The sequence below is a fragment of the Pigmentiphaga sp. GD03639 genome (assembly GCF_029845405.1).
Lineage (GTDB): Bacteria > Pseudomonadota > Gammaproteobacteria > Burkholderiales > Burkholderiaceae_B > Pigmentiphaga > Pigmentiphaga daeguensis.
Window position 1 is genome coordinate 229,173 of record NZ_JAOCLR010000004.1, and the last position, 24,120, is coordinate 253,292.

19 protein-coding genes and 1 tRNA gene are annotated in these 24,120 nt (G+C 66.8%); 9 read left to right on the forward strand and 11 right to left on the reverse strand.

Features of this window, described 5'->3' with window-relative positions; translation table 11 throughout:
• Positions 1-2 precede the first annotated feature (2 nt).
• From clpX to N5K27_RS06445, 3 genes are all read left to right on the forward strand, one after another.
• On the forward strand, positions 3-1,265 hold the full coding sequence (gene clpX / locus N5K27_RS06435; RefSeq protein ID WP_087840614.1) for an ATP-dependent Clp protease ATP-binding subunit ClpX: 1,263 nt from the start codon (positions 3-5) through the stop codon (positions 1,263-1,265).
• Positions 1,266-1,754: 489 nt separating this feature from the next.
• A complete protein-coding gene (gene lon, locus N5K27_RS06440) occupies positions 1,755-4,187 on the forward strand; it encodes an endopeptidase La (protein WP_087840615.1) in 2,433 nt (810 codons plus the stop codon).
• Between the two features lie 188 nt (positions 4,188-4,375).
• Positions 4,376-4,714: an HU family DNA-binding protein gene (locus N5K27_RS06445; protein ID WP_165404624.1), complete on the forward strand. Its 339-nt coding sequence runs from the start codon at positions 4,376-4,378 to the stop codon at positions 4,712-4,714.
• A gap of 57 nt (positions 4,715-4,771) precedes the next feature.
• Here the strand turns inward: N5K27_RS06445 and N5K27_RS06450 are convergent, their stop codons facing one another.
• Both N5K27_RS06450 and N5K27_RS06455 read right to left on the reverse strand, forming a co-directional pair.
• Entirely contained in the window at positions 4,772-5,284 is a 513-nt protein-coding gene (locus N5K27_RS06450; RefSeq protein ID WP_279815282.1) for a flavin reductase, read from the reverse strand.
• A gap of 20 nt (positions 5,285-5,304) precedes the next feature.
• Entirely contained in the window at positions 5,305-5,883 is a 579-nt protein-coding gene (locus tag N5K27_RS06455) for a cyclase family protein (RefSeq protein WP_279815284.1), read from the reverse strand.
• Between the two features lie 89 nt (positions 5,884-5,972).
• On the opposite strand from N5K27_RS06455, the gene N5K27_RS06460 reads away from it, so the two are divergent.
• The 4 genes from N5K27_RS06460 (at position 5,973) to N5K27_RS06475 (ending at position 10,260) form a co-directional block, all read left to right on the forward strand.
• Positions 5,973-6,722, forward strand: coding sequence for a helix-turn-helix transcriptional regulator (locus N5K27_RS06460; protein WP_279815286.1), 750 nt, complete (start codon positions 5,973-5,975; stop codon positions 6,720-6,722).
• Between the two features lie 57 nt (positions 6,723-6,779).
• Positions 6,780-6,855: transfer RNA gene (locus N5K27_RS06465), tRNA-Val, on the forward strand.
• Positions 6,856-7,059: 204 nt separating this feature from the next.
• Positions 7,060-8,199, forward strand: coding sequence for a quinolinate synthase NadA (gene nadA / locus N5K27_RS06470; protein WP_087840620.1), 1,140 nt, complete (start codon positions 7,060-7,062; stop codon positions 8,197-8,199).
• Between the two features lie 144 nt (positions 8,200-8,343).
• Positions 8,344-10,260 carry a SurA N-terminal domain-containing protein gene (locus N5K27_RS06475; protein WP_279815288.1) on the forward strand — a complete coding sequence of 639 codons (1,917 nt, stop codon included), beginning with the start codon at positions 8,344-8,346 and terminating at the stop codon, positions 10,258-10,260.
• Between the two features lie 30 nt (positions 10,261-10,290).
• Here the strand turns inward: N5K27_RS06475 and N5K27_RS06480 are convergent, their stop codons facing one another.
• Positions 10,291-11,007, reverse strand: coding sequence for an arylesterase (locus N5K27_RS06480; RefSeq protein ID WP_087840622.1), 717 nt, complete (start codon positions 11,005-11,007; stop codon positions 10,291-10,293).
• 28 nt (positions 11,008-11,035) lie between these two features.
• Between N5K27_RS06480 and N5K27_RS06485 the strand changes: the two genes are divergently transcribed.
• A complete protein-coding gene (locus tag N5K27_RS06485) occupies positions 11,036-11,773 on the forward strand; it encodes an ABC transporter ATP-binding protein (protein ID WP_087840661.1) in 738 nt (245 codons plus the stop codon).
• 22 nt (positions 11,774-11,795) lie between these two features.
• Here N5K27_RS06485 and N5K27_RS06490 read toward each other — a convergent pair whose 3' ends face one another.
• Both N5K27_RS06490 and N5K27_RS06495 read right to left on the reverse strand, forming a co-directional pair.
• Positions 11,796-13,322: an NAD(P)H-hydrate dehydratase gene (locus N5K27_RS06490; protein WP_279815291.1), complete on the reverse strand. Its 1,527-nt coding sequence runs from the start codon at positions 13,320-13,322 to the stop codon at positions 11,796-11,798.
• A 3-nt stretch (positions 13,323-13,325) separates the two neighbouring features.
• Entirely contained in the window at positions 13,326-14,669 is a 1,344-nt protein-coding gene (locus N5K27_RS06495) for a D-amino acid dehydrogenase (RefSeq protein ID WP_338615398.1), read from the reverse strand.
• A 133-nt stretch (positions 14,670-14,802) separates the two neighbouring features.
• Between N5K27_RS06495 and purL the strand changes: the two genes are divergently transcribed.
• Positions 14,803-18,831, forward strand: a complete 4,029-nt coding sequence (gene purL, locus N5K27_RS06500; protein WP_279815294.1) for a phosphoribosylformylglycinamidine synthase — start codon at positions 14,803-14,805, stop codon at positions 18,829-18,831.
• 92 nt (positions 18,832-18,923) lie between these two features.
• Here the strand turns inward: purL and N5K27_RS06505 are convergent, their stop codons facing one another.
• The 6 genes from N5K27_RS06505 to msrB all read right to left on the reverse strand — a co-directional run bounded on the left by N5K27_RS06505 (position 18,924) and on the right by msrB (position 24,120).
• Entirely contained in the window at positions 18,924-19,976 is a 1,053-nt protein-coding gene (locus tag N5K27_RS06505) for a porin (protein ID WP_130358212.1), read from the reverse strand.
• A 405-nt stretch (positions 19,977-20,381) separates the two neighbouring features.
• A complete protein-coding gene (locus N5K27_RS06510; protein WP_130358213.1) occupies positions 20,382-21,428 on the reverse strand; it encodes a porin in 1,047 nt (348 codons plus the stop codon).
• Positions 21,429-21,851: 423 nt separating this feature from the next.
• Positions 21,852-22,619, reverse strand: a complete 768-nt coding sequence (locus N5K27_RS06515; protein ID WP_130358214.1) for a peptidylprolyl isomerase — start codon at positions 22,617-22,619, stop codon at positions 21,852-21,854.
• Between the two features lie 58 nt (positions 22,620-22,677).
• Complete coding sequence (locus N5K27_RS06520) at positions 22,678-22,962, reverse strand: BolA family protein (protein WP_279815298.1); 285 nt, start codon at positions 22,960-22,962, stop codon at positions 22,678-22,680.
• Positions 22,959-23,549, reverse strand: coding sequence for a septation protein A (locus tag N5K27_RS06525; protein WP_279815300.1), 591 nt, complete (start codon positions 23,547-23,549; stop codon positions 22,959-22,961). The genes N5K27_RS06520 and N5K27_RS06525 overlap by 4 nt, the downstream gene beginning before the upstream one ends.
• 169 nt (positions 23,550-23,718) lie before the next feature.
• Positions 23,719-24,120, reverse strand: a complete 402-nt coding sequence (gene msrB, locus N5K27_RS06530; protein WP_279815302.1) for a peptide-methionine (R)-S-oxide reductase MsrB — start codon at positions 24,118-24,120, stop codon at positions 23,719-23,721.

Sequence of the window (24,120 nt, forward strand, 5' to 3'; positions counted from 1 at the left end):
GCATGTCGGAAAAGAAAGGGTCGAACGAGAAGCTGCTCTATTGCTCGTTTTGCGGCAAGAGCCAGCATGAGGTTCGCAAGCTGATCGCCGGACCGTCGGTGTTCATTTGCGATGAGTGCATCGACCTGTGCAACGACATCATCCGTGACGAAGTGGCCGCCGACGTCAAGACCGGCGCCAAGTCCGAACTGCCCACGCCGGCCGAGATCAAGGAGATCCTCGACCAATACGTGATCGGCCAGACCCGGGCCAAGCGGATCCTGTCGGTGGCGGTGTACAACCACTACAAGCGCATCCGTCATGCCGGCGGCAAGACGGACGACGTCGAGTTGTCCAAGAGCAACATCCTGCTGATCGGCCCCACCGGTTCGGGCAAGACGCTGCTGGCCCAGACGCTGGCCCGCCTGCTGAACGTGCCGTTCGTGATCGCCGACGCCACCACGTTGACCGAGGCCGGCTACGTGGGCGAGGACGTCGAGAACATCATCCAGAAGCTGCTGCAGAACTGCAACTACGATGTGGAAAAGGCCCAGCGCGGCATCGTCTACATCGACGAGATCGACAAGATCTCGCGCAAGGCCGACAATCCGTCCATCACCCGCGACGTGTCGGGCGAAGGCGTGCAACAGGCCCTGCTCAAGCTGATCGAGGGTACCGTCGCCTCCGTTCCCCCGCAGGGCGGCCGCAAGCACCCGAACCAGGATTTCGTGCAGATCGACACGACCAACATCCTGTTCATCTGCGGCGGCGCGTTCGACGGGCTGGAGAAAGTCATCCGCGGCCGCACCGAAAAGTCCGGCATCGGCTTCGGTGCCTCGGTCAAGGCGGAGTCGGAGCGCTCGGTCAGCGCGCTGTTCGGCGAAGTCGAGCCCGAGGACCTGATCAAGTTCGGCCTCATCCCCGAACTGGTCGGCCGCCTGCCCGTGGTGGCGACGCTGGACGAGCTGAACGAGGAGGCCCTGATCCAGATCCTGGTCGAGCCCAAGAACGCCCTGGTCAAGCAGTTCCAGAAGCTGCTGGCCATGGAAGGCGCCGAACTGGACGTGCGGCCCCAGGCTCTCCTGGCCATCGCCCAGAAGGCGCTCAAGCGCAAGACCGGCGCCCGCGGCCTGCGCTCCATCATCGAAGCCGCGCTGCTCGACACCATGTACGAACTGCCCACCCAGGGCAACGTCGTCAAGGTCGTCCTGGACGAAAACGCCATCACCGGCGAAGGCATCCCCCTCCTGATCTACGGCGACAAGCCCAAGGTCGCCAATAAGTAGGGCCCCCCCCTACGCGCTGACGCGCGCCCCCCAGGGGGCGGCACTGGCGGACCGGCAAAGCCGGATCCGCTGTGCCCTGGGTCTGGGGAACGATCAGGAAAAGAAAACGGCCTTGTTTGCGCGCAAGGCCGTTGTTCTTTTCCAATCCAGCCAGGCGTTTGGCAGTATCGCCAGTCTCCGCCAGCCCGTTGTTACCCCAGGATGCGGTGGATCCGGCTTTGCCGGTCCACCCGCATCGCCCCCTGGGGGGCGCCCGAAGGGCGTAGGGGGGGACCCCACCTATGCTACATTGGGCCATGGCGTGTAAATCAATGGCCTGTGGGCGAATGATGACTCTGCGCCTCTCTTCGGGTTCATACGCTTTTCCCGGGCGTGCTGTGCGGGAAAAGGGCATGCGCCCGGCAGTTCCAGCAGACCACGTTGCCCGCCGACGCTTGAAATCCACGCTTACGCCCTCATCCTGATTGCATTCAAATTCGAGGACGAATCATGTCTGCGAGCCAGATACTCCCTCCCGAACCGATCGAGTTGCCGCTGCTTCCGCTGCGCGACGTGGTCGTATTTCCGCACATGGTCATCCCGCTGTTCGTGGGCCGGCCCAAGTCCATCAAGGCGCTGGAAGCCGCGATGGAAGCCGGCAAGAGCATCATGCTGGTGGCCCAGAAGTCGGCCGCCAAGGATGAGCCCTCGGCCGACGACATCTACGAGATCGGCTGCCTGGCCAGCATCCTGCAGATGCTCAAGCTGCCCGACGGCACCGTCAAGGTGCTGGTCGAGGGAGCCCAGCGCGCCCGTATCACGCGCATCGACGACCTGGGCGCGCATTTCGCCTGCGAACTGGTGCCCATCGATCCCGACCGGGGCCAGGGCTCGGAAACCGAGGCCCTGCGGCGCGCGATCGTGTCGCAGTTCGACCAGTACGTCAAACTGAACAAGAAGATCCCGCCGGAGATCCTGACTTCGCTGTCGGGCATCGACGAGCCCGGCCGGCTGGCCGACACCATCGCGGCGCACCTGCCGCTCAAGCTGGAACAGAAGCAGAAGATGCTCGAGGTGTTCTCCACCTCCGAGCGCCTGGAAGCGCTGCTGGCCCAGCTCGAGACCGAGATCGACATTCTCCAGGTCGAGAAGCGCATTCGCGGTCGCGTCAAGAAGCAGATGGAGAAAAGCCAGCGCGAGTACTACCTGAACGAGCAGGTCAAGGCCATCCAGAAGGAACTGGGCGAAGGCGAGGACGGTGCCGACTTCGAGGAACTCGAGAAGAAGATCATCGCCGCCCACATGCCCAAGGAGGCCAAGAAGAAGGCCGATGCCGAGCTCAAGAAGCTCAAGCTGATGTCGCCCATGTCGGCCGAGGCTACCGTGGTGCGCAACTACATCGACACGCTGGTCGGCCTGCCGTGGAAGAAGAAGAGCAAGGTCAACAATTCCCTGCCGCACGCGGAAGAGGTGCTCAACGACGACCACTACGGGCTCGAGAAGGTCAAGGAACGCATTCTTGAATACCTTGCGGTGCAACAGCGCGTGGACAAGGTCAAGGCGCCGATCCTGTGCCTGGTCGGCCCTCCGGGGGTCGGCAAGACCTCGCTCGGCCAGTCGATCGCCAAGGCGACCAACCGCAAGTTCGTGCGGATGGCGCTGGGCGGCGTGCGCGACGAGTCCGAGATCCGCGGCCACCGCCGTACCTATATCGGTTCGATGCCGGGCAAGATCCTGCAGAACCTCTCCAAGGTCGGCGCGCGCAATCCGCTTTTCCTGCTCGACGAAGTCGACAAGATGGGCATGGATTTCCGTGGCGATCCGGCGTCGGCGCTGCTCGAGGTGCTGGATCCGGAACAGAACCACACCTTCCAGGACCACTATGTCGAGGTCGATTTCGACCTGTCCGACGTGATGTTCGTGGCGACCAGCAACACGCTGAACATTCCGCCGGCGTTGCTGGACCGGATGGAGGTCATCCGCCTGTCGGGTTACACCGAAGACGAGAAGGTGCACATCGCCATGCAGCATCTGCTGCCCAAGCAGATGAAGAACAACGGGCTGAAGGCCGAAGAGCTCAAGGTCGAGGAATCGGCCCTGCGCGACATCGTGCGCTACTACACCCGGGAAGCGGGCGTGCGCGCGCTGGAGCGAGAGGTCAGCAAGATCTGCCGCAAGGTGGTCAAGGGCCTGCTGCTCAAGGGCGACAAGCGGCAAGTGGTCGTCACGGCGGACAACCTGAACGACTATCTGGGCGTGCGCCGTTACACCTTCGGCGTGGCCGAGAAGGAGAACCAGATCGGCCAGGTGACCGGTCTGGCATGGACCGAGGTGGGCGGCGACCTGCTGACGATCGAAGTGGCGGTCATGCCGGGCAAGGGCGCCATCCAGCGCACCGGTTCGCTGGGCGACGTCATGAAGGAGTCGGTCGAGGCCGCGCGCTCGGTGGTGCGTTCGCGCGCCCGCCGTCTGGGCATCGATCACGCCGTGTTCGAGAAGAAGGACATGCACGTGCACGTGCCCGAGGGCGCCACGCCCAAGGACGGTCCGTCCGCGGGCGCGGCGATCACCACGGCCATCGTTTCCTCGTTGACGGGCATTCCGGTGCGCGCCGACGTGGCGATGACCGGCGAGATCACGTTGCGCGGCGAAGTCCTGCCCATCGGCGGCCTGAAAGAGAAGCTGCTGGCGGCGCACCGCGGCGGTATCAAGACCGTGCTGATTCCGGAGGAGAACGCCAAGGACCTGGCGGAGATTCCGGATACGGTCAAGAACCACCTCGAGATCGTGCCGGTCCGCTGGATCGACCGGGTGCTCGAACTCGCGCTGGAGCGGCTGCCCGAGCCATTGCCCGAGGAAGAGGCCGCGAAGGCCGAGGGCAAGGTCGAGGCCCATGTGGCCGCCGAAGGCGGAGCGGCCACGGATCCCGTCATGAAGCACTGATCCCGAGGTCCGGGGCATGGAAGAGGGCACGCAAGTGCCCTCTTTTTTTCGTCACATGCGGAAACATGAGGTTTTACGCGGTTTTCCAGCGGGTTTCCCTTGACACGACTTTCTGCCCGAGGATTAAATAGCCGTCTGCGTTTCGTACCCGTAAGAGCAGTCCCGGCGGGGTACGTCGCTCTTCGGGGGTGCCCCTTGCGGACTCGCATCGGGACCAAAAATTTTTTCCACAGATAGACCTTGTGAGGGGCCTAATGAACAAGACCGAGCTTATCGACCACATCGCCAAGCAAGCCGACATTTCCAAGGCGGCTGCCGGCCGTTCGCTGGATGCGCTGGTGGGAGCGGTGAAAACGACGCTCAAGAAGGGCGGCACGGTGACGCTGGTCGGTTTCGGCACTTTCGCGGTGAGCGCTCGCGCGGCCCGCACCGGCCGTAACCCGCGCACCGGCGAAGCCATCAAGATCAAGAAGGCCAAGGTGCCGAAGTTCCGTCCGGGCAAGGCGCTGAAAGACGCCGTCAACTAAGGCGCACGCACTTCGTGACGAGAAACCCTGGTTTGGCGCCAGGGTTTTTTTTCGTCCCTAGGTTGCCGGTCCCAACGCGTGATACGTCCGCGAAAAATAGAACAGGCCGGCCGGCGCCTCTCCCGTGCGTAAGCCCTGGACCTCGCAGAACATGACGGTGTGCGTGCCCTGCCGCGTCGTGTCGACGATGCGGCAGTCGAACGCGGCCATCGCGTCCTCCAGGACCGGCGAGCCCGTTTCCAGGCGGCTCCACGCGCCTTGCGCGAACCGGCCGTCCATGTCCCCGCCGCCGCTGAACCGGCGCGACAGGGGTTCGTGGCCGGCGGCCAACGTGTTGACGCACAGTACGCCGTTGGCCAGCGTCGCGTCGTGGGCCGACGAGCGCCGGTTCAGGCACACCAGCAGCATGGGCGGGTCGTCGGTCACGCTGCAGACGGCCGAGGCCGTCAGGCCCACGCGGCCCGCGGGGCCCGCGCTGGTGACGATGTGCACCGAGGCGCCCAGGCGGGCCATGGCGGCGCGATAGGCGCTGCCGTCGGGGTGGGGGGGAGCAACAGGATGCGAGGTCATGGCGGGCTTCTCCTGCGGTCTCAGTCCAGGTGGGCAACGACACGGCACGACAGTCCCGTCGAGCCCTGGAAGCCGGTCCATCCCGTGCAGACCAGGAACGTCCGGTCGCCGGCCTGGGCATGCAATCTGTCCACATTGGCCAGATTCTCGATGACGTAGCCGCCGCGGCTGCCCACGATGCGGTCCGCGGTGTTGTGCTCGGGGCCGGGCCGCATACCGGGAAAGTCCAGGCCGATGAAGCCGGTATCGCGCTCGGCCAGGTGCCGGACCAGGTCCCACGAGAATTTCGGCTGGTTCTGGTAGTACGGGCGGGAGCCGTAGACGTGGCGGGCGAGATGACCGGTATGGAAGATGAGGAAGTCGCCGGCCTGGAACTCGCGGCCGGCCAGGACCGTGAGGCCGATTTCGTCGCCGGCGTCCCGCGCGTCGATCAAGAGGCCTCGCCGCATGCAGTAGTGGGCGGGCGGGAAGGCCTGGCCGCCGTAGACGTCGAGATGGGTGCCGATGTGGCCGCGCGACATGTAGCTGTCGGGATCGGTGCTGGCTTTGGCGATAATGGGGTCCTGGATGTCGATGGAAAGCGTGAGGTCGATGTACATGAGGGGCTCCGGTTGACGACGCCTGCATCATCGACCGGCGCTGTTTCTCGCGCCGTCGCATCTCGGCCAGATTTCATTGAGGATCGGACATGTCCGGCATCGTCGCCCCGCAACGGTTTCCGTTGCGCATCGTGGTCAGGGAAGGGCGCGCGGCGCACGCCGCCATGCACAGCCATGAAGTGGGGCAACTGCTTTATCCCGAGCAGGGCTCGACGCTGCTGGAGACCCGGCAGCGGGTGATACGGCTCGCGCCCGACAGGGCGGCGTGGATACCGCGCGGCGTGCCGCACGCCGTGCTGATGGACCGCAGTTTTCGATATCACAGTGTCTACGTCGAGCCGGATTTCTACGACGCGGGACGCTGCGTGGTCGTCTGCGTGCGGCCGCTGCTGCGGGAACTGATCCTGGACGCGGCAAGCTGGAGTCCGGATGGCGGCGGGGGCGAACAGCGCCTGCGCAAGGCGCGCGTGCTGGCCGACGAACTGGCGTCGGCGCCCTGGACCGAGCCGGGCATACAGATCCCGGGCGATGCGCGCATCGCGCCCATCTGCCGCGCGCTGGAACAGGATCCGGCCGACAATCGTTCGCTGGGGGCGTGGGCGCGCGTGGCGGGAGCCAGCGAGAAGACCATCCAGCGCGCGTTCGTGGCCCATACCGGCATGTCCTTCCAGCAATGGCGCAACTATGCACGGATGACCCGGGCGGCCGAACTGCATGCGCAGGGTTGGCGGCAACTGGATATCGCGCTGGCGGTGGGCTATGCCACCGAGGGCGCGTATGCGCAGGCATTCAAAAAGTTCTACGGTTATCCGCCCAGCCGGCTGCCGCGGGGCGGCTGATGCAGGTGCCCGGGCAATCCGCTACAATACGCGCCGAGTCACGAGTCGTATCGCAGAGGGTGCTTAGCTCAGTTGGTAGAGCGGCGCCCTTACAAGGCGTAGGTCACAGGTTCGACCCCTGTAGCACCCACCACTCTGTCGAAGCGCATACGTGTCGGGATCAAGGGCTTGGAGTCATCCAGGCCCTTTTTCTTTTGGTGCTTGCTTTACGGCATGTCGCCATGCGTTTTCGGGTTTTCGCTATTGACATTCGTTATGCTCATATTTAGCATAAGTCCGGTCGATATTTTTTTGCCCAAAAAATGCTCAGTATGAGCATAAATGGACGGATGACAGGATGAGCCAGACGCTGCTTCGCACTTTCGATTTCGATTCGCCCACGGCCGCCGGCGGCTCGTGCTCGGTAGGGCAGGCCTGGGCCAAGGTGCCCGAGGACTTGCCGGGGCAGCGGCGGGACGAACTGAAGGCGCGCATCCGGGCACTGCTCCAGCGCGAGAACGCGGTGCTGGTCGCGCATTACTACGTGGATGCCGAATTGCAGGAACTGGCCGACGAGACGGGCGGCTGCGTCGCGGATTCCCTGGAGATGGCGCGCTTCGGCCGCGACCACGCGGCCAGCACGCTGGTGGTGGCGGGGGTGCGGTTCATGGGGGAAACGGCCAAGATCCTCAGCCCCGAGAAGCGCGTGCTGATGCCGGACCTGGACGCCACCTGCTCGTTGGACCTGGGCTGTCCCCTGGACGAGTTCTCGGCCTTCTGCGATGCCCATCCCGACCGCACCGTGGTGGTCTACGCCAATACCAGCGCGGCCGTGAAGGCCCGGGCGGACTGGGCCGTGACCTCGGCCATCGCGCTGGACATCGTCGCGGACCTGCACGCCCGCGGGGAAAAGATCCTGTGGGCGCCCGACCGCCACCTGGGCGCCTACGTCCAGTCGCAGACCGGCGCCGATATGCTGATGTGGCAGGGCTCGTGCCTGGTGCACGACGAGTTCAAGGGCATCGAGCTCGAACTGCTGCGGGCGGAACATCCGCAGGCCAAGGTGCTGGTGCATCCGGAATCGCCGCCCGCCGTCGTGGACCAGGCCGACGTGGTGGGCTCGACCGCGCAGATGATCAAGGCCGCGCGCGAACTCGACGCCACGCATTTCATCGTGGCCACCGACCAGGGCCTGCTGCACAAGATGCGGCTTGCCGCTCCCGGCAAGATTTTCATCGCGGCGCCGACGGCGGGGGGAAGCGCGACCTGCAAGAGCTGCGCGCATTGTCCGTGGATGGCCATGAACGGACTGGAGAACCTGGCCGGATGCCTGGAGCGGGGCACGGGCGAAATCCTGCTGGATCCGGCGCTGGGGCGGCAGGCGCGCCGGCCGATCGACCGCATGCTGGACTTCGCCGCCCGCCGCGACCGCCGGGTTCAGGCCAGCGGCGACCTGGCGCGCGACGCAGCACTGTTTTCCGCGGTCGGCCCGGCGTAGTCCGCGCCGGTCGCGCAAGGCGTCCAGCCCCAGGCGCCATGCTAGAATCGGCTCGACACTAATGGGTGCCCATTGGCCTTGAGCCCGTGGGCATTTTGCTTGTATGGCCGTCGTGCCGCTGGCATCCGACCGGAGTATTCGCGCATGTTTGACCTCATCCGTAACCACCGCCGCTGGATGCAGTTCGTCCTGCTGCTGCTGATCCTGCCGTCGTTCGTCTTCGTCGGCATACAGGGCTACTCCAGCTTCATGGAAGGCGACAAGTCGCTGGCCAAGGTGGCGGGCGAAGCCGTTACGCAGCAGGAGTTCGACGCGGCGTCGCGCAACCGGCTCGACCAGCTGCGCGGCATGATGGGCGCGCAGTTCGATTCGCAGGCCTTCGATACGCCGGCCATGCGCCAGGCGGTGCTGGACGAGATCATCAACACCCGCCTGATCTCGGCCGAAGCCACCAAGAACCATTTCTCGGCGTCCGACGACCAGCTCCGCGCCACCATCCAGGCGATTCCGGCCGTGCAGGAAGACGGCAAGTTCAGCAACGCCCGCTACCGCGACGCACTGGCCGCGCAAGGCATGACCCCGGTCATGTTCGAGGCCCAGTTGCGGCGCGACCTGGCCTTGCAGCAGGTGCTGGGGCCGGTGGCGCAGTCGACCATGATGCCGGACGCGGTCATGGACCGCCTGGTGGCCGCCGCCACCGAGCGTCGCAGCATCCAGACCCTGCGCGTGGCCGCCGCCGACTACCGCGCCAAGGTCAGCGTCAGCGACGACGAGGTCAAGGCCTACTACGAGGCCAACCGCGCCCGCTTCGAGGTCCCGGAACGGGTCGACGCGCAGTACGTGGTGCTGGACCAGGGGGCGTCGACGTCCGGGATCGCGGTATCCGAGGACGATATCAAGAGCTACTACGAGCAGAACAAGGGCCGCTATGGCCAGGAAGAACAGCGCCGGGCCAGCCACATCCTGATCACGGTCGACAGCGGCGCCAGCGAGTCCGCGCGCGAGGAAGCGCGCAAGAAGGCGCAGTCCCTGGCCGACCAGGCCAAGGCGCCCAAGGCCGATTTCGCCAGGCTGGCGCGCGAGAACTCGCAGGATCCCGGTTCCGCGGCCAAGGGCGGGGACCTGGACTGGTTCGGCCGCGGCATGATGGTCAAGCCTTTCGAGGATGCCGCCTTCGCGCTGAAGGACGGCGAAGTGTCGGGCGTCGTGGCGACCGACTACGGCTTCCATGTCATCAAGCTCACCGGCATCCGTCCGGCCGTGGTCAAGCCGTTGGCCGAGGTCCGTGCCCAGATCGTCGAGGAAATCAAGCAGCAGCAGGCTGCCCGCCGTTTCGCCGAGGCCGCCGAGCAGTTCACGAACCTGGTGTACGAGCAGAGCGATACGCTCGAACCCGCGGCGCAGAAATTCGGCCTGAAGATCCAGGAGGCCCAGGGCGTCACGCGCAGCGGTCTGCAGGGCAACGACGTCCTGGGCAATCCCAAGGTGGCGCAGGCCCTGTTCTCGGACGAGGTGCTGCGCGAGAAGCGCAACTCGGGGGTGATCGAGCTTGGCCCGAATCGCCTGGCCGCGGTGCGCGTGGTCAAGCACGTGCCGGCTTCGGTGCAGCCCCTGGCCGACGTGTCCAGCGGCATCCGCGCCCAGCTGACCCAGGACAAGGCGCTCGATCTGGCCCGCGCGGCGGGCGAGGAACGCCTGAAGGCCCTGCAGGCCAAGGATTCCAGCCAGGGCTTCGGCGCCGTCGTCACGGTGGCGCGCAATGCGCCCCAGGGCGTCGCCCCCGCGCTGCTGAACGCGGTCATGAAGGCGCCGGCCGGCAAGCTGCCGGCGTTTGTGGGCACGATCGCCGGCGACGACTATGTCATTGCCCGGATCTCCAAGGTCGAGGCCGCGCCCAAGCCCGACGCCGCCGCGATCGCCGGCGAGAAGTCGATGATGGAACGCCGCTGGGCCCAGGCCGAGCAGTTGGCCGTGCTGCAGACGCTGCGCGAGAAGTACAAGGTCACGATCTCGCCCGAAGGCACGGCCCTGACCACCGCCGCGCCGGCCGCCGAGCGCTGATCGCCCCGGCCGGCCCGCGGGCCGGCCGTGTCAGGACTTGCCGGTGCCCAGCAGCGGTTCCAGGCGCGACCAGACATTGTCCAGCAGGCGCGGCTGCGCCTGTGCCGTGGGGTGCAGGCGATCGGGCTGGAACAGTTCGATGTGCTGGGCGACGCCGTCCAGCAGGAAGGGCAGCAGCGCCGCCTGCTGCTCCTTGGCGACCTTGGCGAACAATTGCTGGAAGCGCTGCGTGTAGTCGCGGCCATAGTTGGGCGGGATCTGCATGCCCACCAGCAATACGCGCGCGCCAGCCTGGCGCGACGCCTGCACCATCTTGTTCAGGTTCTGCTCGGTCATCTGCAGGGACAGCCCGCGCAGCGCGTCGTTCGAGCCCAGCTCGATCACGACCACGCTCGGCCGATGGCGCGCGAGCAGCGCCGGCAGCCTGCTGACGCCGCCGCTGGTGGTGTCGCCGCTGATGCTGGCGTTGACCACGCGATAGTCGAGCTTGCGCTCGCGCAGGCGGGCCTCGAGCAGCGCCACCCATCCCGATCCGCGCGGCAGGCCGTACTCCGCCGACAGACTGTCGCCCAGCACCAGCAGGGCGGGCGAGGAACTCGCGGCGGGGGCGGCGGTCTGTGCCAGGGCGGCTGGCGCCAGGCCGCATAGCGCGGCCGCGCACAGCGTGCCCGCGAACAGGCGCCGGGCGGCGCCGTGCGCAGTACGGGCGGTGTCCCGGAGCGGCTGCGACGAGCGAGGCTTTATCATGTCTTTCCTTTCTTTCAGCGATCCAATCATGACGGGACCGACCCGATCCGCCGCGAGCCAGTCCGCGGCCACGCCTGCCGCGCAGCCCGCCATCGCCGTACGATCGTTGACCAGGCGGGTGGCCGATTCGAGCGGCGAGCTCGCCATTCTCGATGCGGTCGATTTTACGGTGGCCTTCGGAGAGACCGTGGCCATCACGGGGAGTTCGGGATCGGGCAAGTCCACGCTGCTCGGCCTGCTGGCCGGGCTGGACGTGCCGACCTCCGGATCGGTGCACCTGGCCGGCCGCGACCTGTTCGCGCTGGACGAGGACCAGCGCGCCAGCCTGCGGGCGCGCCACGTGGGCTTCGTGTTCCAGTCGTTCCAGCTGCTGCCCCACCTGACCGCCCTGGAGAACGTCATGCTGCCGCTGGAGTTGGCGGGCCGCGATGCGCGCGCCGCCGCCACGGCCATGCTGGAACGCGTGGGGCTGGGCGCGCGCCTGCGCCACTATCCGCGGACCTTGTCGGGAGGAGAGCAGCAGCGGGTGTCCCTGGCGCGTGCCTTCGTGGTGGAGCCGGAGCTGCTGTTCGCCGACGAACCCACGGGCAGCCTGGATTCGGCCACCGGCGAGGCCGTCATCGACCTGATGTTCGAACTGCACCGCGAGCGGGGCACGACCCTGCTGCTGGTGACGCACGATGCCAAGCTGGCGCAGCGCTGCGCGCGCCAGCTGGTGGTGGCGGGCGGGCGCCTGGTGCACGATTCGGCCGGCGACGTTTCCTGAACCGGGCGCCCGCGGCGAGGGATCAGTGGCCGCCGCGATTGCGCAGGTCGCGCGCGGCCGGCGCGATCTCGCTGGCCGTCAGGCCGATGGGGCCGATGCCGCGGGCCACGAGGCTGTCGGCGGCGGCGCCGTGCAGCCACACGCCGGCCCGTGCCGCCTCGCCGGCTTCCAGCCCCTGCGCCAGCAGCGCGCCCAGCATGCCGGCCAGCACGTCGCCGGTACCGGCGGTGGCCAGCCCGGCATTGCCGCTGGCATTGACGCTCCAGGCGCCATGCGGCCCGCACACGATGCTGCCGGCCCCCTTCAGGACCACCCAGGCGCGGTAGCGCGCGGCCAGCTCGCGGGCGGCCTCGATGCGGTCCGCCTGCACCTCGTCGGTCGAGATGCCCAGCATGCGCGCCGCTTCGCGCGGATGAGGGGTCAGGATCGCGGGGCCGCCCCGGGCCCCCAGGCCGCGCGCCAGGTCGGGCAGCGTGCCCAGCAGGACCAGCGCGTCGGCGTCCAGCACCAGGGGGGCCGAGGCGGGCGCCTCGGCCAGCAGGCGGCCGAGCCAGCGCTCGGCGCCGGCATCGGTGCCCAGGCCGCAGCCCGCGACCCAGCCGCCGACGCCCAGTCGCGCCGCATGATCCAGCAGCCCGTTGGCGTCGCGCAGCATGAGCTCGGGATGCCATGGGTCGCAGGGCAGCGCGAGCGGTGCCGCCTCGGCCAGCCCGACCAGGATCTTGCCGGCCCCGCCGTACAGGGCCGCGCGGGCTGCCAGCAAGGCCGCCCCGGTCATGCCGGGCGCGCCGGCCAGGATGGCCAGCGTGCCGAAGCTGCCTTTGTGGCTGTCCTGCGGCCGGGGGCGGAACAGCGCCGGGCAGTCGGCTTGCCGCACGAGCAGGCCGCCATGGGGCAGCCCGGCATGGCGGCCGATGCCGCTTTCCAGTTCCAGGTCGGCGACGCTGACCGTGCCGGCATGGTCGCGGCCGGCACGCGTGTGGAGTCCGGGCTTGTCGGCGATGAAGGTCAGGGTATGGTGGGCGACGATGGCACCCGGCTGCGCGCCCCCGGTGTCGGTATCGAGCCCGCTGGGCGCATCCAGCGCCAGGATCGGCGATCCCTGCCGCGCCGCCCAGGCCGTCCACCGCTGCGCGGACTCGGGCAGGGGGCGTGAGAGGCCGATGCCGAACAGGGCGTCGACGATCAGCGTGCGCGATGGATCGGGCAGATCGCGGGCATCGGGTTCGCCGGCCTGCAACAGGCCGGCGGGCAATTCCTGCCAGGCTTGTTCGGCATCGGCCGGCCGCCTGCCGGCCGGCAGCGCCCAAACGCGGACCCGGCGGCCGGCCTGGTGCAGCAGCGCGGCCAGCATGAGGCCGTCGCCGCCGTTGTTGCCGGGACCGCACAGCAGGTCGACCGAATGGCCGGGCCAGCGCTCGGCGATGAGCGCGGCAGCCGCGCCGGCGGCCCGCCGCATCAGGGTGTGGGGCGGCAGCGCGGCCTGCGCCTCGCGTTCGATCAGCCTGATGGCGGGGGTGCGCAGCAGCCGGTGCGGGTGTGGGTCCATGCGCTAATTCTTGCGCGCGTAGCGGCCGATGTCCAACCCGTCCAGGTCTATCTCCGGCGTCCGGCCGGCGACCAGGTCGGCGACGATGCGCCCCGTGCCCGCCGCCATGCTCCATCCCTGCGAGCCGTGGCCGACGTTCAGGTACAGGCCGGGCAGCCGGGTCGGGCCGAGTATGGGCGGGCCGTCCGGCGTCATCGGCCGGGTGCCGGCCCACCAGGTCGCGCGCGAGAAATCCAGCATGCCGGGCATCCAGTCCTGGGCCGTCCTGACCAGGGTGCGCAAGGCCTTGTCGCGCAGGGCCGGACCGCGCGCGCCCAGCTCGGCCGTGCCGGCGATGCGCAGGCGCTGGCCGAGCGGCGTCACCGTCACGCGATAGGTCTCGTCCACGAAGGCGCGCCGCGGGCCGATGACGTCGTTGCGCAGGGGAAGGTTGGCGGCATAGCCTCGCACCGGGTAGATCGGCACGCGCACGCCCAGCCGGGCCAGCCAGTCCCCGGCGTCGCTGCCCGAGGCCACAACGACCGCCTGCGCGGGCAGCGTGCGGCCGTCCTGCAGGCGCACGCCGGCGACGATGCCGCCGGCGTCCTGCACGGGCTGGGCGACGGTGTTGAACAGGAACTCGACGCCGCCCCGTTCGCATTCGGCCGCCAGCAGGCGGGCGAACAGCGGGCAGTTGCCCGATTCGTCGTCGGGATAGTGGATGGCGCCCGCCAGCGGCGTGCCGACGTGGACCGCGTCCTGCAGGTGGACGTCCATCGCGACGGCTTCTTCGGCGCCCAGCAACTGGTGGGCGATGCCGCTTTCCCGGAGGACCTGGAGGGTGGCCTGCGCCGCTTCCACGTCGCGCGGCGTGCGCAGCAGTTGCAGGTAGCCGATCCGGCGCTCGTATTCGAAGCCGTATTCCTCGCGCAGCGCGGCCAGCTGGACGCGGCTGTAGCGGGCCACGCGCTGCATGACGCGCTTGTTGGCGGCATAGCGCTCCGCCCGGCACTGGCCCAGCCACTTCACCAGCCACTTCCACAGGGCGGGGTCCAGCGAGGCGCGCAGCGCCACCGGCGCCTCGCTCTTGAACAGATGGGCCAGCACGCGGCCGGGCATGCCCGGGGCGGCCCATGGGGCCGCGTAGTCGGCGGCCAGGATGCCCGCGTTGCCGAAGCTCGATTCCTGGGCGACGCCGCTGCGGCGGTCCACCACGGTTACCTGCATGCCGTGCCGGTTGAGCCAATAGGCGGTGCACACACCGATGATGCCGGCACCGATCACAATCACACGCATGGGGTCTGGTCGCTTCTTCTGGTCGAGCCCGTTTTCCCGCCGGAGCGCGAGGGCATTCCGGGGAACGGGCACCGGATTTTAAGCGGGGAGGGCGGGTATTCGCTCGTGGTTTTTCCCGATCCCCCGGTACGAAGTAAAATCACGGCTAGTCACGCGCTTCCCTCGCGTTTTCCCCCTCATTTCCTCCGCTTCCAGCTCGCTTATCGTGGCCTCCATCCTGCGCCTCTCCGGCCCCCTTGCCCTTTCCTCGTTCCGCCGCGACCGGCTGTTGCGCCGACTCCAGGCCCTGAATGCCTCGGTGGCCGATGTCTCGGCCCGGTTCGTGCATTTCGTCGCCGTGGAGGGCGACCTGGCCGCGGACGACCGCCAGCGCCTGGAGGGCCTGCTGCGCTACGGCGATCCGGCCCCCGAGCCCCAGCAGGGGCTGGAACTGCTGGTCGTGCCGCGCCTGGGCACTGTCTCGCCCTGGGCCAGCAAGGCCACCGACATCGCGCACAATTGCGGGCTGGCGCAGGTCCGCAGGATAGAGCGCGCAGTCGCCTACACGGTGGTCCCTAAACGGGGCCTGCTGGGGGGCGCCAAATCGTTCTCGGCGGACGACCTGGCCGCGCTGGCCGGCGCCTTGCACGACCGCATGACCGAGACGGTGGTCGACGGCGCCTTCGACGGCGCGCCGCTGTTCGCTACCCTGGCCGGCAAGCCCATGCAGACCGTGCCCCTGCTGGCAGAAGGCGCTCCCGCCCTGGTGGCGGCCAACCGCAGCATGGGGCTGGCGCTGTCCGACGACGAGATCGATTACCTGGTCGAGGCCTTCAACGGCCTGGGACGGAATCCGACCGACGTGGAACTGATGATGTTCGCCCAGGCCAACAGCGAGCATTGCCGCCACAAGATCTTCAATGCCCAATGGGTCATCGACGGCCAGCCGCAGTCCGAGACGCTGTTCGGCATGATCCGCGCCACGCACAAGGCGCAGCCGGAAGGCACCGTAGTGGCGTATTCCGACAACGCCGCCGTCATGGCCGGGGGCCGGGCGGAGCGCTTTCATGTGCAGCCTGGCACCGAAGGCCAGGTGTACGGACGCCGCGACGCGATCGTGCACACCCTGATGAAGGTCGAGACGCACAACCATCCCACGGCCATCTCGCCTTTCCCCGGCGCCTCGACCGGCGCGGGCGGCGAGATCCGCGACGAAGGCGCGACCGGCCGCGGCTCCAAGCCCAAGGCGGGCCTGACCGGTTTCACGGTATCGCACCTGCGTTTCGACGATGCCATCGAGCCCTGGGAACACGATGGCCACGGCGCGCCCGACCGCATCGCCTCGCCCCTGTCCATCATGATCGAAGGCCCCCTGGGCGGGGCTGCGTTCAACAACGAATTCGGCCGGCCCAACCTGCTGGGCTATTTCCGGACCTTCGAGCAGACCGCGGGCGGCGTGCGCTGGGGCTACCACAAGCCCATCATGATCGCCGGCGGCCTGGGCAGCATCGACGACGGCCTGACACACAAGAACGATCTGCCGCCCGGCTCGCTGCTGATCCAGCTGGGCGGGCCCGGCATGCGCATAGGCATGGGCGGCGGCGCCGCCTCCAGCATGGGCGTGGGCAGCAACACCGCCGACCTCGATTTCGACTCCGTCCAGCGCGGCAATCCCGAGATCGAGCGCCGCGCGCAGGAAGTCATCGACCGCTGCTGGCAGCTCGGGGCCGACAACCCCATCCAGTCCATCCACGACGTGGGCGCGGGCGGCCTCTCGAATGCCTTCCCCGAACTGGTTGACGGCGCCGGGCGCGGCGCCATATTCGACCTGCGCAACGTCCAGCTCGAGGAATCGGGCCTGTCGCCGGCCGAGATCTGGTGCAACGAATCGCAGGAGCGCTATGTGCTGGCCATCCTGCCGCAGGACCTCGAGCGCTTCGATGCGCTGGCGCGCCGCGAGCGCTGCCCCTACGCCGTCGTGGGCGTGGCCACCGAGCAGCGCCAGTTGCGCGTGGTCGACGGCGAGGGTTTCTCGGCGGGCGACGTGGCCGCGGCCGACTGGGCCCGGACTTCGCGCCCGGTGGACGTGCCGGTCGACGTCATCCTGGGCAAGCCGCCCCGCATGGAGCGCGACGTCGCGCGCCTGCCGGGCGCGGGCGAGCCGATGGACGTGGTCGGCCTGGACCTGGACGACGTGGCCCTGCGCGTGCTGCGCCATCCCACGGTCGCCAACAAGACCTTCCTGATCACCATCGGCGACCGCACGGTGGGAGGGCTGTCGTCGCGCGACCAGATGGTGGGGCCGTGGCAGGTCCCGGTGGCCGACTGCGCGGTCACGCTGGCCGACTACAGCGGCACGCGCGGCGAGGCCATGGCCATGGGCGAACGCACGCCGCTGGCCGTGATCGACGCCCCGGCCTCGGGCCGCATGGCCGTGGCCGAAGCCATCACCAACCTGGTGGCGGCGCCCGTGGTCCGCATCGAAGACGTCAAGATGTCCGCCAACTGGATGGCCGCCTGCGGCGAGCCCGGCCAGGACGCGGCGCTGTACGACACCGTCAGCGCGGTCAGCGAACTGTGCCAGCGTGTCGGCCTGTCCATCCCCGTGGGCAAGGATTCGCTGTCCATGCGCACGGCGTGGGACGAAAACGGCGAACAGCGCCGCGTGGTGGCGCCGGTCTCTCTCATCGTCACGGCCTTCGCGCCGGTGGACGACGTGCGCAAGACGCTGACCCCGCAACTGCGCACCGACCAGGGTGACACGACCTTGATCCTGGTCGACCTGGGACGCGGCAAGCACCGCCTGGGCGGTTCCGTGCTGGCCCAGGTCATCGGCCAGGTCGGCCAGCAGGCCCCCGACATCGACGCCCCCGACGACCTGCGTGCCTTCTTCGCCGCGATCCGCACCCTGGCCGACAGTGGCGTGATCCTGGCCTACCACGACCGCTCCGACGGCGGCCTGTTCGCCACGCTGTGCGAGATGGCCTTCGCCGGCCACACCGGACTGTCGATCAACCTCGACATGCTGACCCTGGATCCGTATGCATCGGACTGGGGCGATTTCAAGATCCGGCCGGAACAGGTCGCGGTGCAGCGCGACGAACTGACGATCAAGGCGCTGTTCTCGGAAGAGGCCGGCGCCGTCATCCAGGTGCCCGCCGCCAGCCGCGACGCCGTGATGGAAGTGCTGCGAGGCGCCGGCCTGTCGGCCCACTCGCACGTGATCGGCGAGCCCAACGCCCGCGACGAGATCGAGTTCTACCGCGACGCCCGCAAGATCTGGGGCAAGCCGCGCGCCGAACTGGGCAAGGCCTGGAGCGAGGTCAGCCGCCGCATCATGGCGCTGCGCGACAACCCGGATTGCGCACAGGCCGAATTCGACCTGTGGGACGACGTGGCCGATTCCGGCCTGTCGCCCAAGGTCGATTTCGATCCGCAGGAAGATATCGCCGCTCCCATGATCGCCACCGGCGTGCGTCCGCGCATGGCCATCCTGCGCGAGCAGGGCTGCAACAGCCAGGTGGAGATGGCCTATGCCTTCGACCGTGCCGGCTTCGAGTCCTGGGACGTGCACATGACCGACCTGCTCAGCGGACGCATCGACCTGTCCAGCTTCAAGGGGCTGGTCGCCGTGGGCGGCTTCAGCTACGGCGACGTGCTGGGCGCCGGCGAGGGCTGGGCCAAGACCATCCAGTACAACGCGGTGCTGGCCGACATGTTCGCCGCCTACTTCGGCCGCAGCGACACCTTCGCGCTGGGCGTCTGCAACGGCTGCCAGATGCTGGCCGCGCTGGCCCCCATGATCCCGGGTGCCCAGGACTGGCCGCGCTTCACGCGCAACCGCTCCGAAAAATTCGAAGCCCGCTTTTCGCTGGTCGAGATTCCCGAGTCGCCGTCCATCTTCTTCGACGGCATGGCCGGTTCGCGCATGCCCATCGCCGTTTCCCATGGCGAAGGCTATGCCGACTTCTCGCAGCAGGGCAAGGCCGACGCGGCGCTGGCTGCCATGCGCTTCGTCGACCATGCCGGCAAGCCGACCGAGGCTTATCCCTACAATCCCAACGGCAGCGCCGGCGGGCTGGCCGGCGTCACCACGGCGGACGGCCGATTCACCGCCCTGATGCCCCACCCCGAGCGGGTATTCCGCAACGTGCAGATGTCGTGGAGCCCGGCCTCGTGGGGCGAGCGCGACAGCGGCGGCGAGTTCTCGCCGTGGATGCGCATGTTCCGCAACGCGCGCCGCTGGACGACATGAACCGCGGCAAATAAAAACCCCGGGCAAGGCCCGGGGCGCGAGGGCTGGCAGCCTGGGCTGCCGGCATGGGGGCCGCCTAGCGGCCCTTTTTCTTAGAAGCGGTGTTGCAGGCCGACGGCGAGTTGGCGATAGGTCATATCGCGGTTCTCGTCGAAGTTGCGCACGTCGTTGTCGGCGAAGAACGCATACAGGTTGGTGCGCTTGGACAGATCGTAGGTGTAGCCGACGGCCCAGCCGTTCACCTTGGACTTGGTGGCCTTTTGCCAGGCGGCGTACAGCTTGCCGGGGCCGATCGGGGCGCTGGCACCGATGGTGTAGGCACTGTCGCTGGAGAACTGGCCGCCCGTCGCTACCACGCCGTTGTAGCCGTTCAGGAAGGCGGGGGTGATGTTGTTGGCCTTGGCGTAACCTGCGTGGATGGCGGCGACGCCGAAGTCGTACGATGCACCGACGGTCAGATTGCGGAAGGTCTTGGTGCCAGGCAGCGGCGATTCCACTTGCTGGTACGTCAATACGCCTTTGATTGGCCCATTGTCGTACTTCAGGCCGGCATCGATCATGCGGTTGTTCTTGCCGCTTTCCGGTACTTCACTTTCGCCGCTCGGGCTGGCGAAGGCGTTGAAGCTGTAACCGACACCGGCCTGGATGCCGTAGAACGAGGGGCTGTAGTAGTAGACCGAGTTGTTGACCCGGCCGCCGCCCATCACGGCGTCGTTATAGGCAAAGGTGCTGCCGATGCTGGCGGTGCTGAAGCTCAGGCCGAACGGGTTGGCGATGCCAGCAGCCCACATGAAGGCCAGGTTGGTGGTGCGGCCCAGAGTCAGGCGGCCGGCTTGAGCGCTTTCGAGACCGACGAAGGCGTAGCGGCCGAACAGGCGGCCGTGGGTTTGTTGGCCGTTATCCACCGTGAAGCCGTTTTCCAGGGTGAAGATGGCCTTCAGGCCATTGCCCAAGTCTTCCGAACCGCGCATACCGAAGCGGGATTGGCTCATCAGGCCGCTATCGATACCTTTGACGGACTGGCCATCGCGCTTGGCGTAGTTGAAGCCCGCATCGACCAGGCCGTACAGCGTAACGGAGCTCTGTGCGTGAGCGGCGCCGGCAAAGCCTGCCAGCAGGGCGGTCGCGAGTAGGGTTTTTTTCATTTACTTGGTCTCCAGCTGAAAAACACTCGACAAGTTGGCTGACGTCCCGGCGGGGTCGGTCCGAGACCGGCTCCTTCGGCGCGCAGTCGCCGTCTGATTCCGATTTCCAGGCCATGCTGCTTAGGCTGCGAAGAAATCTGAAGAAATTTCACCAGAAAGGATTAAGAGTGCCAACTGTTAAATCTGGTGCGATATTCAGTGATGTTGCGATTCCGTCTAAACCAATTGGTCTTGTCGTTGTTCGCGCAACAGGAAAAGGGTGGGTGTTACATCCGGCAACGTAAGAACGCGGAGAGCACCATCGTGACCGGAGCGGCAAAGAAAAACCCCGCACAAGGCGGGGTTCATGCTTGTTCGCGTCGGGGCCGAGGCCCCGTCGATACCGGCTAAACCGGTATCAAGTGCTTAGAAGCGGTGTTGCAGGCCCAGAGCGAACTGGCGGTTGCTCAGGTCCTTCTTGGCGGCGAAATCACGGACTTCACCCTCGACGAAGAAGGCGTACAGGTTGGTGCGCTTCGACAGGTCGTAGGTATAGCCGATAGCCCAGTTGTTGGACTTGGACTTGGTCGCCTTTTGGTAGGCAGCGTAGGCCTTGCCGGGTCCCAGAGGAGCGCTCAGGCCGATCGTGTAGGCGTTGTCCTTGGTGAAGTCGGCGGACGTGGCGTTGATGGCGCCGTTGTAGCCAGCGACAGTGCGGATGCCCTTGGCGTTGGCGTAGCCAGCGTACACAGCCACGACGCCGAAGTCGTAGTTGGCACCCAGCGTCAGGTTCTTGAACTTGCCGTTGTTGGCGGTCAGCTGCGACGGGTTCAGGTACTGGTACGTCAGCACGGCCTTCAGGGGACCATTGTCATACTTCAAGCCCAGGTCGATCAGGCGATCGTTGTTCTTGTTGCCGGCGACTTCCGTGTCGGGGTTCGACTGGAAGCTGTAACCGATGGCGCCTTGGAAGCCGGAGAAGTTGGGCGAGTAGTAGTAGATCGAGTTGTTGACACGACCCAGGCCCAGATCGGCGTCGTTGTAGCCGAAGGTGCTGCCGACGGTGGCGCTGCTGAAGCTCAGGCCGAAGGGGTTGACGATGCCGGCGGCCCACATGAAGGCCAGGTTCGTCGTGCGGCCCAGGGTCAGGCGGCCAGCGGAGGCGCTTTCCAGGCCGACGAAGGCGTAGCGGCCGAACAGGCGGCCTTGGGTTTGTTGGCCGTTGTCAACGGTGAAGCCGTTTTCCAGGGTGAAAATGGCCTTCAGACCACCGCCGATGTCTTCCGAACCACGGATACCCCAGCGCGACTGGCCTTGCAGACCGCTGTCGATACCCATGCGGCTCTTGTTGCCTTCGAGCTTGGTGTAGTTGAAGCCAGCGTCAACCAAACCATACAGCGTGACGTTGCTTTGCGCTTGAGCGGCACCTGCGAAGCCAGCCAGCAGCGCGGCGGCAAGAAGGGTCTTCTTCATTTAAATAGGTCTCCAGCGGAGTGAGTAACTCGATAAGCCGAAGGGACGAGTCGGAAGACAGCATTGCTGCCGCTTTCCCCCAAGACAAGCCCCCCGTCTTGCTCATGATTTCTACGCGATGTACTTGCTGTGAAGAAATCTCGAAGAATTTCACCAGAAAGCCCCTGGGGTGCCAATAGTTAATTCCCTTGCAATAAAAATGTGTTGTGCTTTGCTCTAAGGTTTTGTTACCTAATTGCAACCTCGGGGGGGGGGCGGCATGACGAATGTCCAGCGTTGCCGGGGCGGAGGCAAGAAAAATGCCCCGTAACTCACGCCTGTAGGCACTGGTTTTACGGGGCATCAGGTTCAACCCAGGGAAACCCTGATTGTTGAAAATTTAATTATCGGGACAGCGTTTTTTGTTGGTTGAATCCAACAAACTTACTGGATCTTGGCCTTTTCGCGCAGGCTGGTCTGGAAATCACGCAGCTTGGTCTGGCGCAGGGATTCCTCGATTTGCGGGCGCAGCTGCTCCAGCGGGGGGAATTGGACCGGGCGCACGTCGTCCAGGCGGATCACGTGCCAGCCGAACTGGGTCTGCACCGGCGCTTCCGTGGTCTGGCCCTTCTGCAGCGCGGCCAGCGCATCGGCGAACGGCTTGACGTAGGTGCTGGAGGGCGCCCAGTCCAGGCTGCCGCCGTTGGCGGCCGAGCCGGGGTCCTTGGATTGCTTGGCGAGGTCCTCGAACTTCGCTCCCTTCTTCAGCTGGGCGATGATGTCCTTGGCCTGGGCCTCGCTTTCGACCAGGATGTGGCGGGCCTGGTATTCCTTGTCGCCCTGGGCGCTCTTGACGCGGTCGTACTCGGCCTGGATGTCCTGCGGCGAGACCGGGTTCTTGGCCAGGAAGTCGTTGAACAGGCCGCGGATCAGCACGCTCTGGCGGGTCAGGTCGATTTCGGCCTGGACTTCGGGCTGCTTGGCGACGCCGCGCTTGTCGGCTTCCTGCAGGAAGATCTCGCGGTTGATCAGTTCTTCCCGGATCTGCTCGCGCAACTGGGGGGAGTCGGGCTGGCCCTGCTTGGTCAGCAGCTTGACGAATTGGTCCACGCGCGACGAGGGGATGGCCTTGCCGTTGACCACGGCGGCATTCTGCGCAAAAACCGGAGCGGCCAGGGTCAGCGCGGCAGCCATCATCAAAACACGCTTCATGTATGGAAGTCCTTGAAGGTAGAGAGGGGGAGTGAGGTCGGTTGAAAAGGGACCGGGCTCAAGAGGTTGGTGCGGAGTCTTCTTCTGGTGTCAGCGCCTGGAGCGCCAGCGCGTGGATGTGCGCCGGCATCAAGTCTGCCAATCGATCATACACCAGCCTATGCCGGGCCACCCGGTTGAGCCCGGCGAAACGGGGCGAAACAATGCGTAGCCGGAAGTGTCCGGCGCCGCCGGCCGCGCCGGCATGGCCGGCATGCAGATGGGAGTCGTCCTGCACGTCCAGCGTGACGGGATCGAGCTCCGACAGGCGCTCGCGAATCCATGCCATGCGGTCGGCGTTCATGAGCGCTCGGCTCCTGCGTCGGCCTCTTTCTTGGCGATGTCGGTGGCCGAGACTTCCTGGGCGGGCTTCATGTGGCGGCCGAGATAGAGCGATTGCAGAACAACGAACACCAGCAGCAGTCCGAAGATGCCGAAGACCTTGAAGCTGACCCAGGTTTCGGTGGGCCAGTTGTAGGCGACGTACAGGTTCAGGCCGCCTACCGCGGCGAAGAACGTCACCCAGGCAAGGTTGAGCCGGCTCCAGACCGCCTCGGGCAACTGGATCTGCGCGCCCAGCATGCTGCGAAGGAAATTGCGCTTGAACAGCCACTGGCCGCCGCCCAGCACCGCCGCGAACAGCCAGTAGAGCACCGTGGGCTTCCACTTGATGAAGACCTCGTCGTGCAGGAACAGCGTCGCGCCGCCGAACACCACGATGATGGCCAGGTTGATCCAGTGCATGGGCTCGATCTTCCTGCGCCGCACCAGCAGCCAGACGATCTGCAGCACGCTGGCCGCCATGGCCACGCCCGTCGCGACATAGATGTCGGCGAACTTGTATGCGGCGAAGAAAAGAACCAGCGGGAAAAGATCAAAAAGTAATTTCATCGAATCGTCGAGAAAAAAATGCACCCGAGTGGGACAAGAAAACCACCCCACCGTTCACCCTACAGCCCCAGCTTAACCCGGCCTACCAAGATCCAGGATGCGGTGGATCCGGCTTTGCCGGTCCGCCCGCATCGCCCCCTTGAGGGGGCGCCCGAAGGGCGTGGGGGGGCTACAGCGGTTCGAACTTCAGCGAGACCGAATTGATGCAATAACGCAGGCCTGTCGGCGGCGGGCCGTCCTCGAAGACGTGCCCCAGGTGGGCGTCGCAGACGTTGCACAGGATCTCGGTGCGGACCATGCCATGGGTGGTGTCGAGTTCCTCGCGCACGTTATCGGGGTCGAGCGGGGCGAAATAACTGGGCCAGCCGCAGGCCGAGTCGAACTTGGTGTCCGAGGCGAACAGCGGCGTGCCGCAGGCCACGCAGCGGTAGATGCCGGGTTCGCGATGATCCCAGTATTGGCCGGTGAACGCGCGCTCGGTCGCCTTCTCGCGCGCCACGGCGTATTGCATGGGGGTGAGCAGGGTTCGCCATTCGGCATCGGATTTCTTGACTTTGGGCCGGTCGGACAT

Coding starts and splice junctions, on each gene's coding strand:
- N5K27_RS06510 (WP_130358213.1), bottom strand. CDS start 21,428: ATGAAGAAGACCCTTCTTGCCGCCGCGCTGCTGGCTGGCTTCGCAGGT.
- nadA (WP_087840620.1), top strand. CDS start 7,060: ATGAGCCAGACGCTGCTTCGCACTTTCGATTTCGATTCGCCCACGGCC.
- lon (WP_087840615.1), top strand. CDS start 1,755: ATGTCTGCGAGCCAGATACTCCCTCCCGAACCGATCGAGTTGCCGCTG.
- N5K27_RS06520 (WP_279815298.1), bottom strand. CDS start 22,962: ATGAACGCCGACCGCATGGCATGGATTCGCGAGCGCCTGTCGGAGCTC.
- N5K27_RS06475 (WP_279815288.1), top strand. CDS start 8,344: ATGTTTGACCTCATCCGTAACCACCGCCGCTGGATGCAGTTCGTCCTG.
- msrB (WP_279815302.1), bottom strand. CDS start 24,120: ATGTCCGACCGGCCCAAAGTCAAGAAATCCGATGCCGAATGGCGAACC.
- N5K27_RS06525 (WP_279815300.1), bottom strand. CDS start 23,549: ATGAAATTACTTTTTGATCTTTTCCCGCTGGTTCTTTTCTTCGCCGCA.
- N5K27_RS06485 (WP_087840661.1), top strand. CDS start 11,036: ATGACGGGACCGACCCGATCCGCCGCGAGCCAGTCCGCGGCCACGCCT.
- N5K27_RS06515 (WP_130358214.1), bottom strand. CDS start 22,619: ATGAAGCGTGTTTTGATGATGGCTGCCGCGCTGACCCTGGCCGCTCCG.
- N5K27_RS06460 (WP_279815286.1), top strand. CDS start 5,973: ATGTCCGGCATCGTCGCCCCGCAACGGTTTCCGTTGCGCATCGTGGTC.
- N5K27_RS06490 (WP_279815291.1), bottom strand. CDS start 13,322: ATGGACCCACACCCGCACCGGCTGCTGCGCACCCCCGCCATCAGGCTG.
- N5K27_RS06455 (WP_279815284.1), bottom strand. CDS start 5,883: ATGTACATCGACCTCACGCTTTCCATCGACATCCAGGACCCCATTATC.
- N5K27_RS06480 (WP_087840622.1), bottom strand. CDS start 11,007: ATGATAAAGCCTCGCTCGTCGCAGCCGCTCCGGGACACCGCCCGTACT.
- N5K27_RS06450 (WP_279815282.1), bottom strand. CDS start 5,284: ATGACCTCGCATCCTGTTGCTCCCCCCCACCCCGACGGCAGCGCCTAT.
- clpX (WP_087840614.1), top strand. CDS start 3: ATGTCGGAAAAGAAAGGGTCGAACGAGAAGCTGCTCTATTGCTCGTTT.
- N5K27_RS06505 (WP_130358212.1), bottom strand. CDS start 19,976: ATGAAAAAAACCCTACTCGCGACCGCCCTGCTGGCAGGCTTTGCCGGC.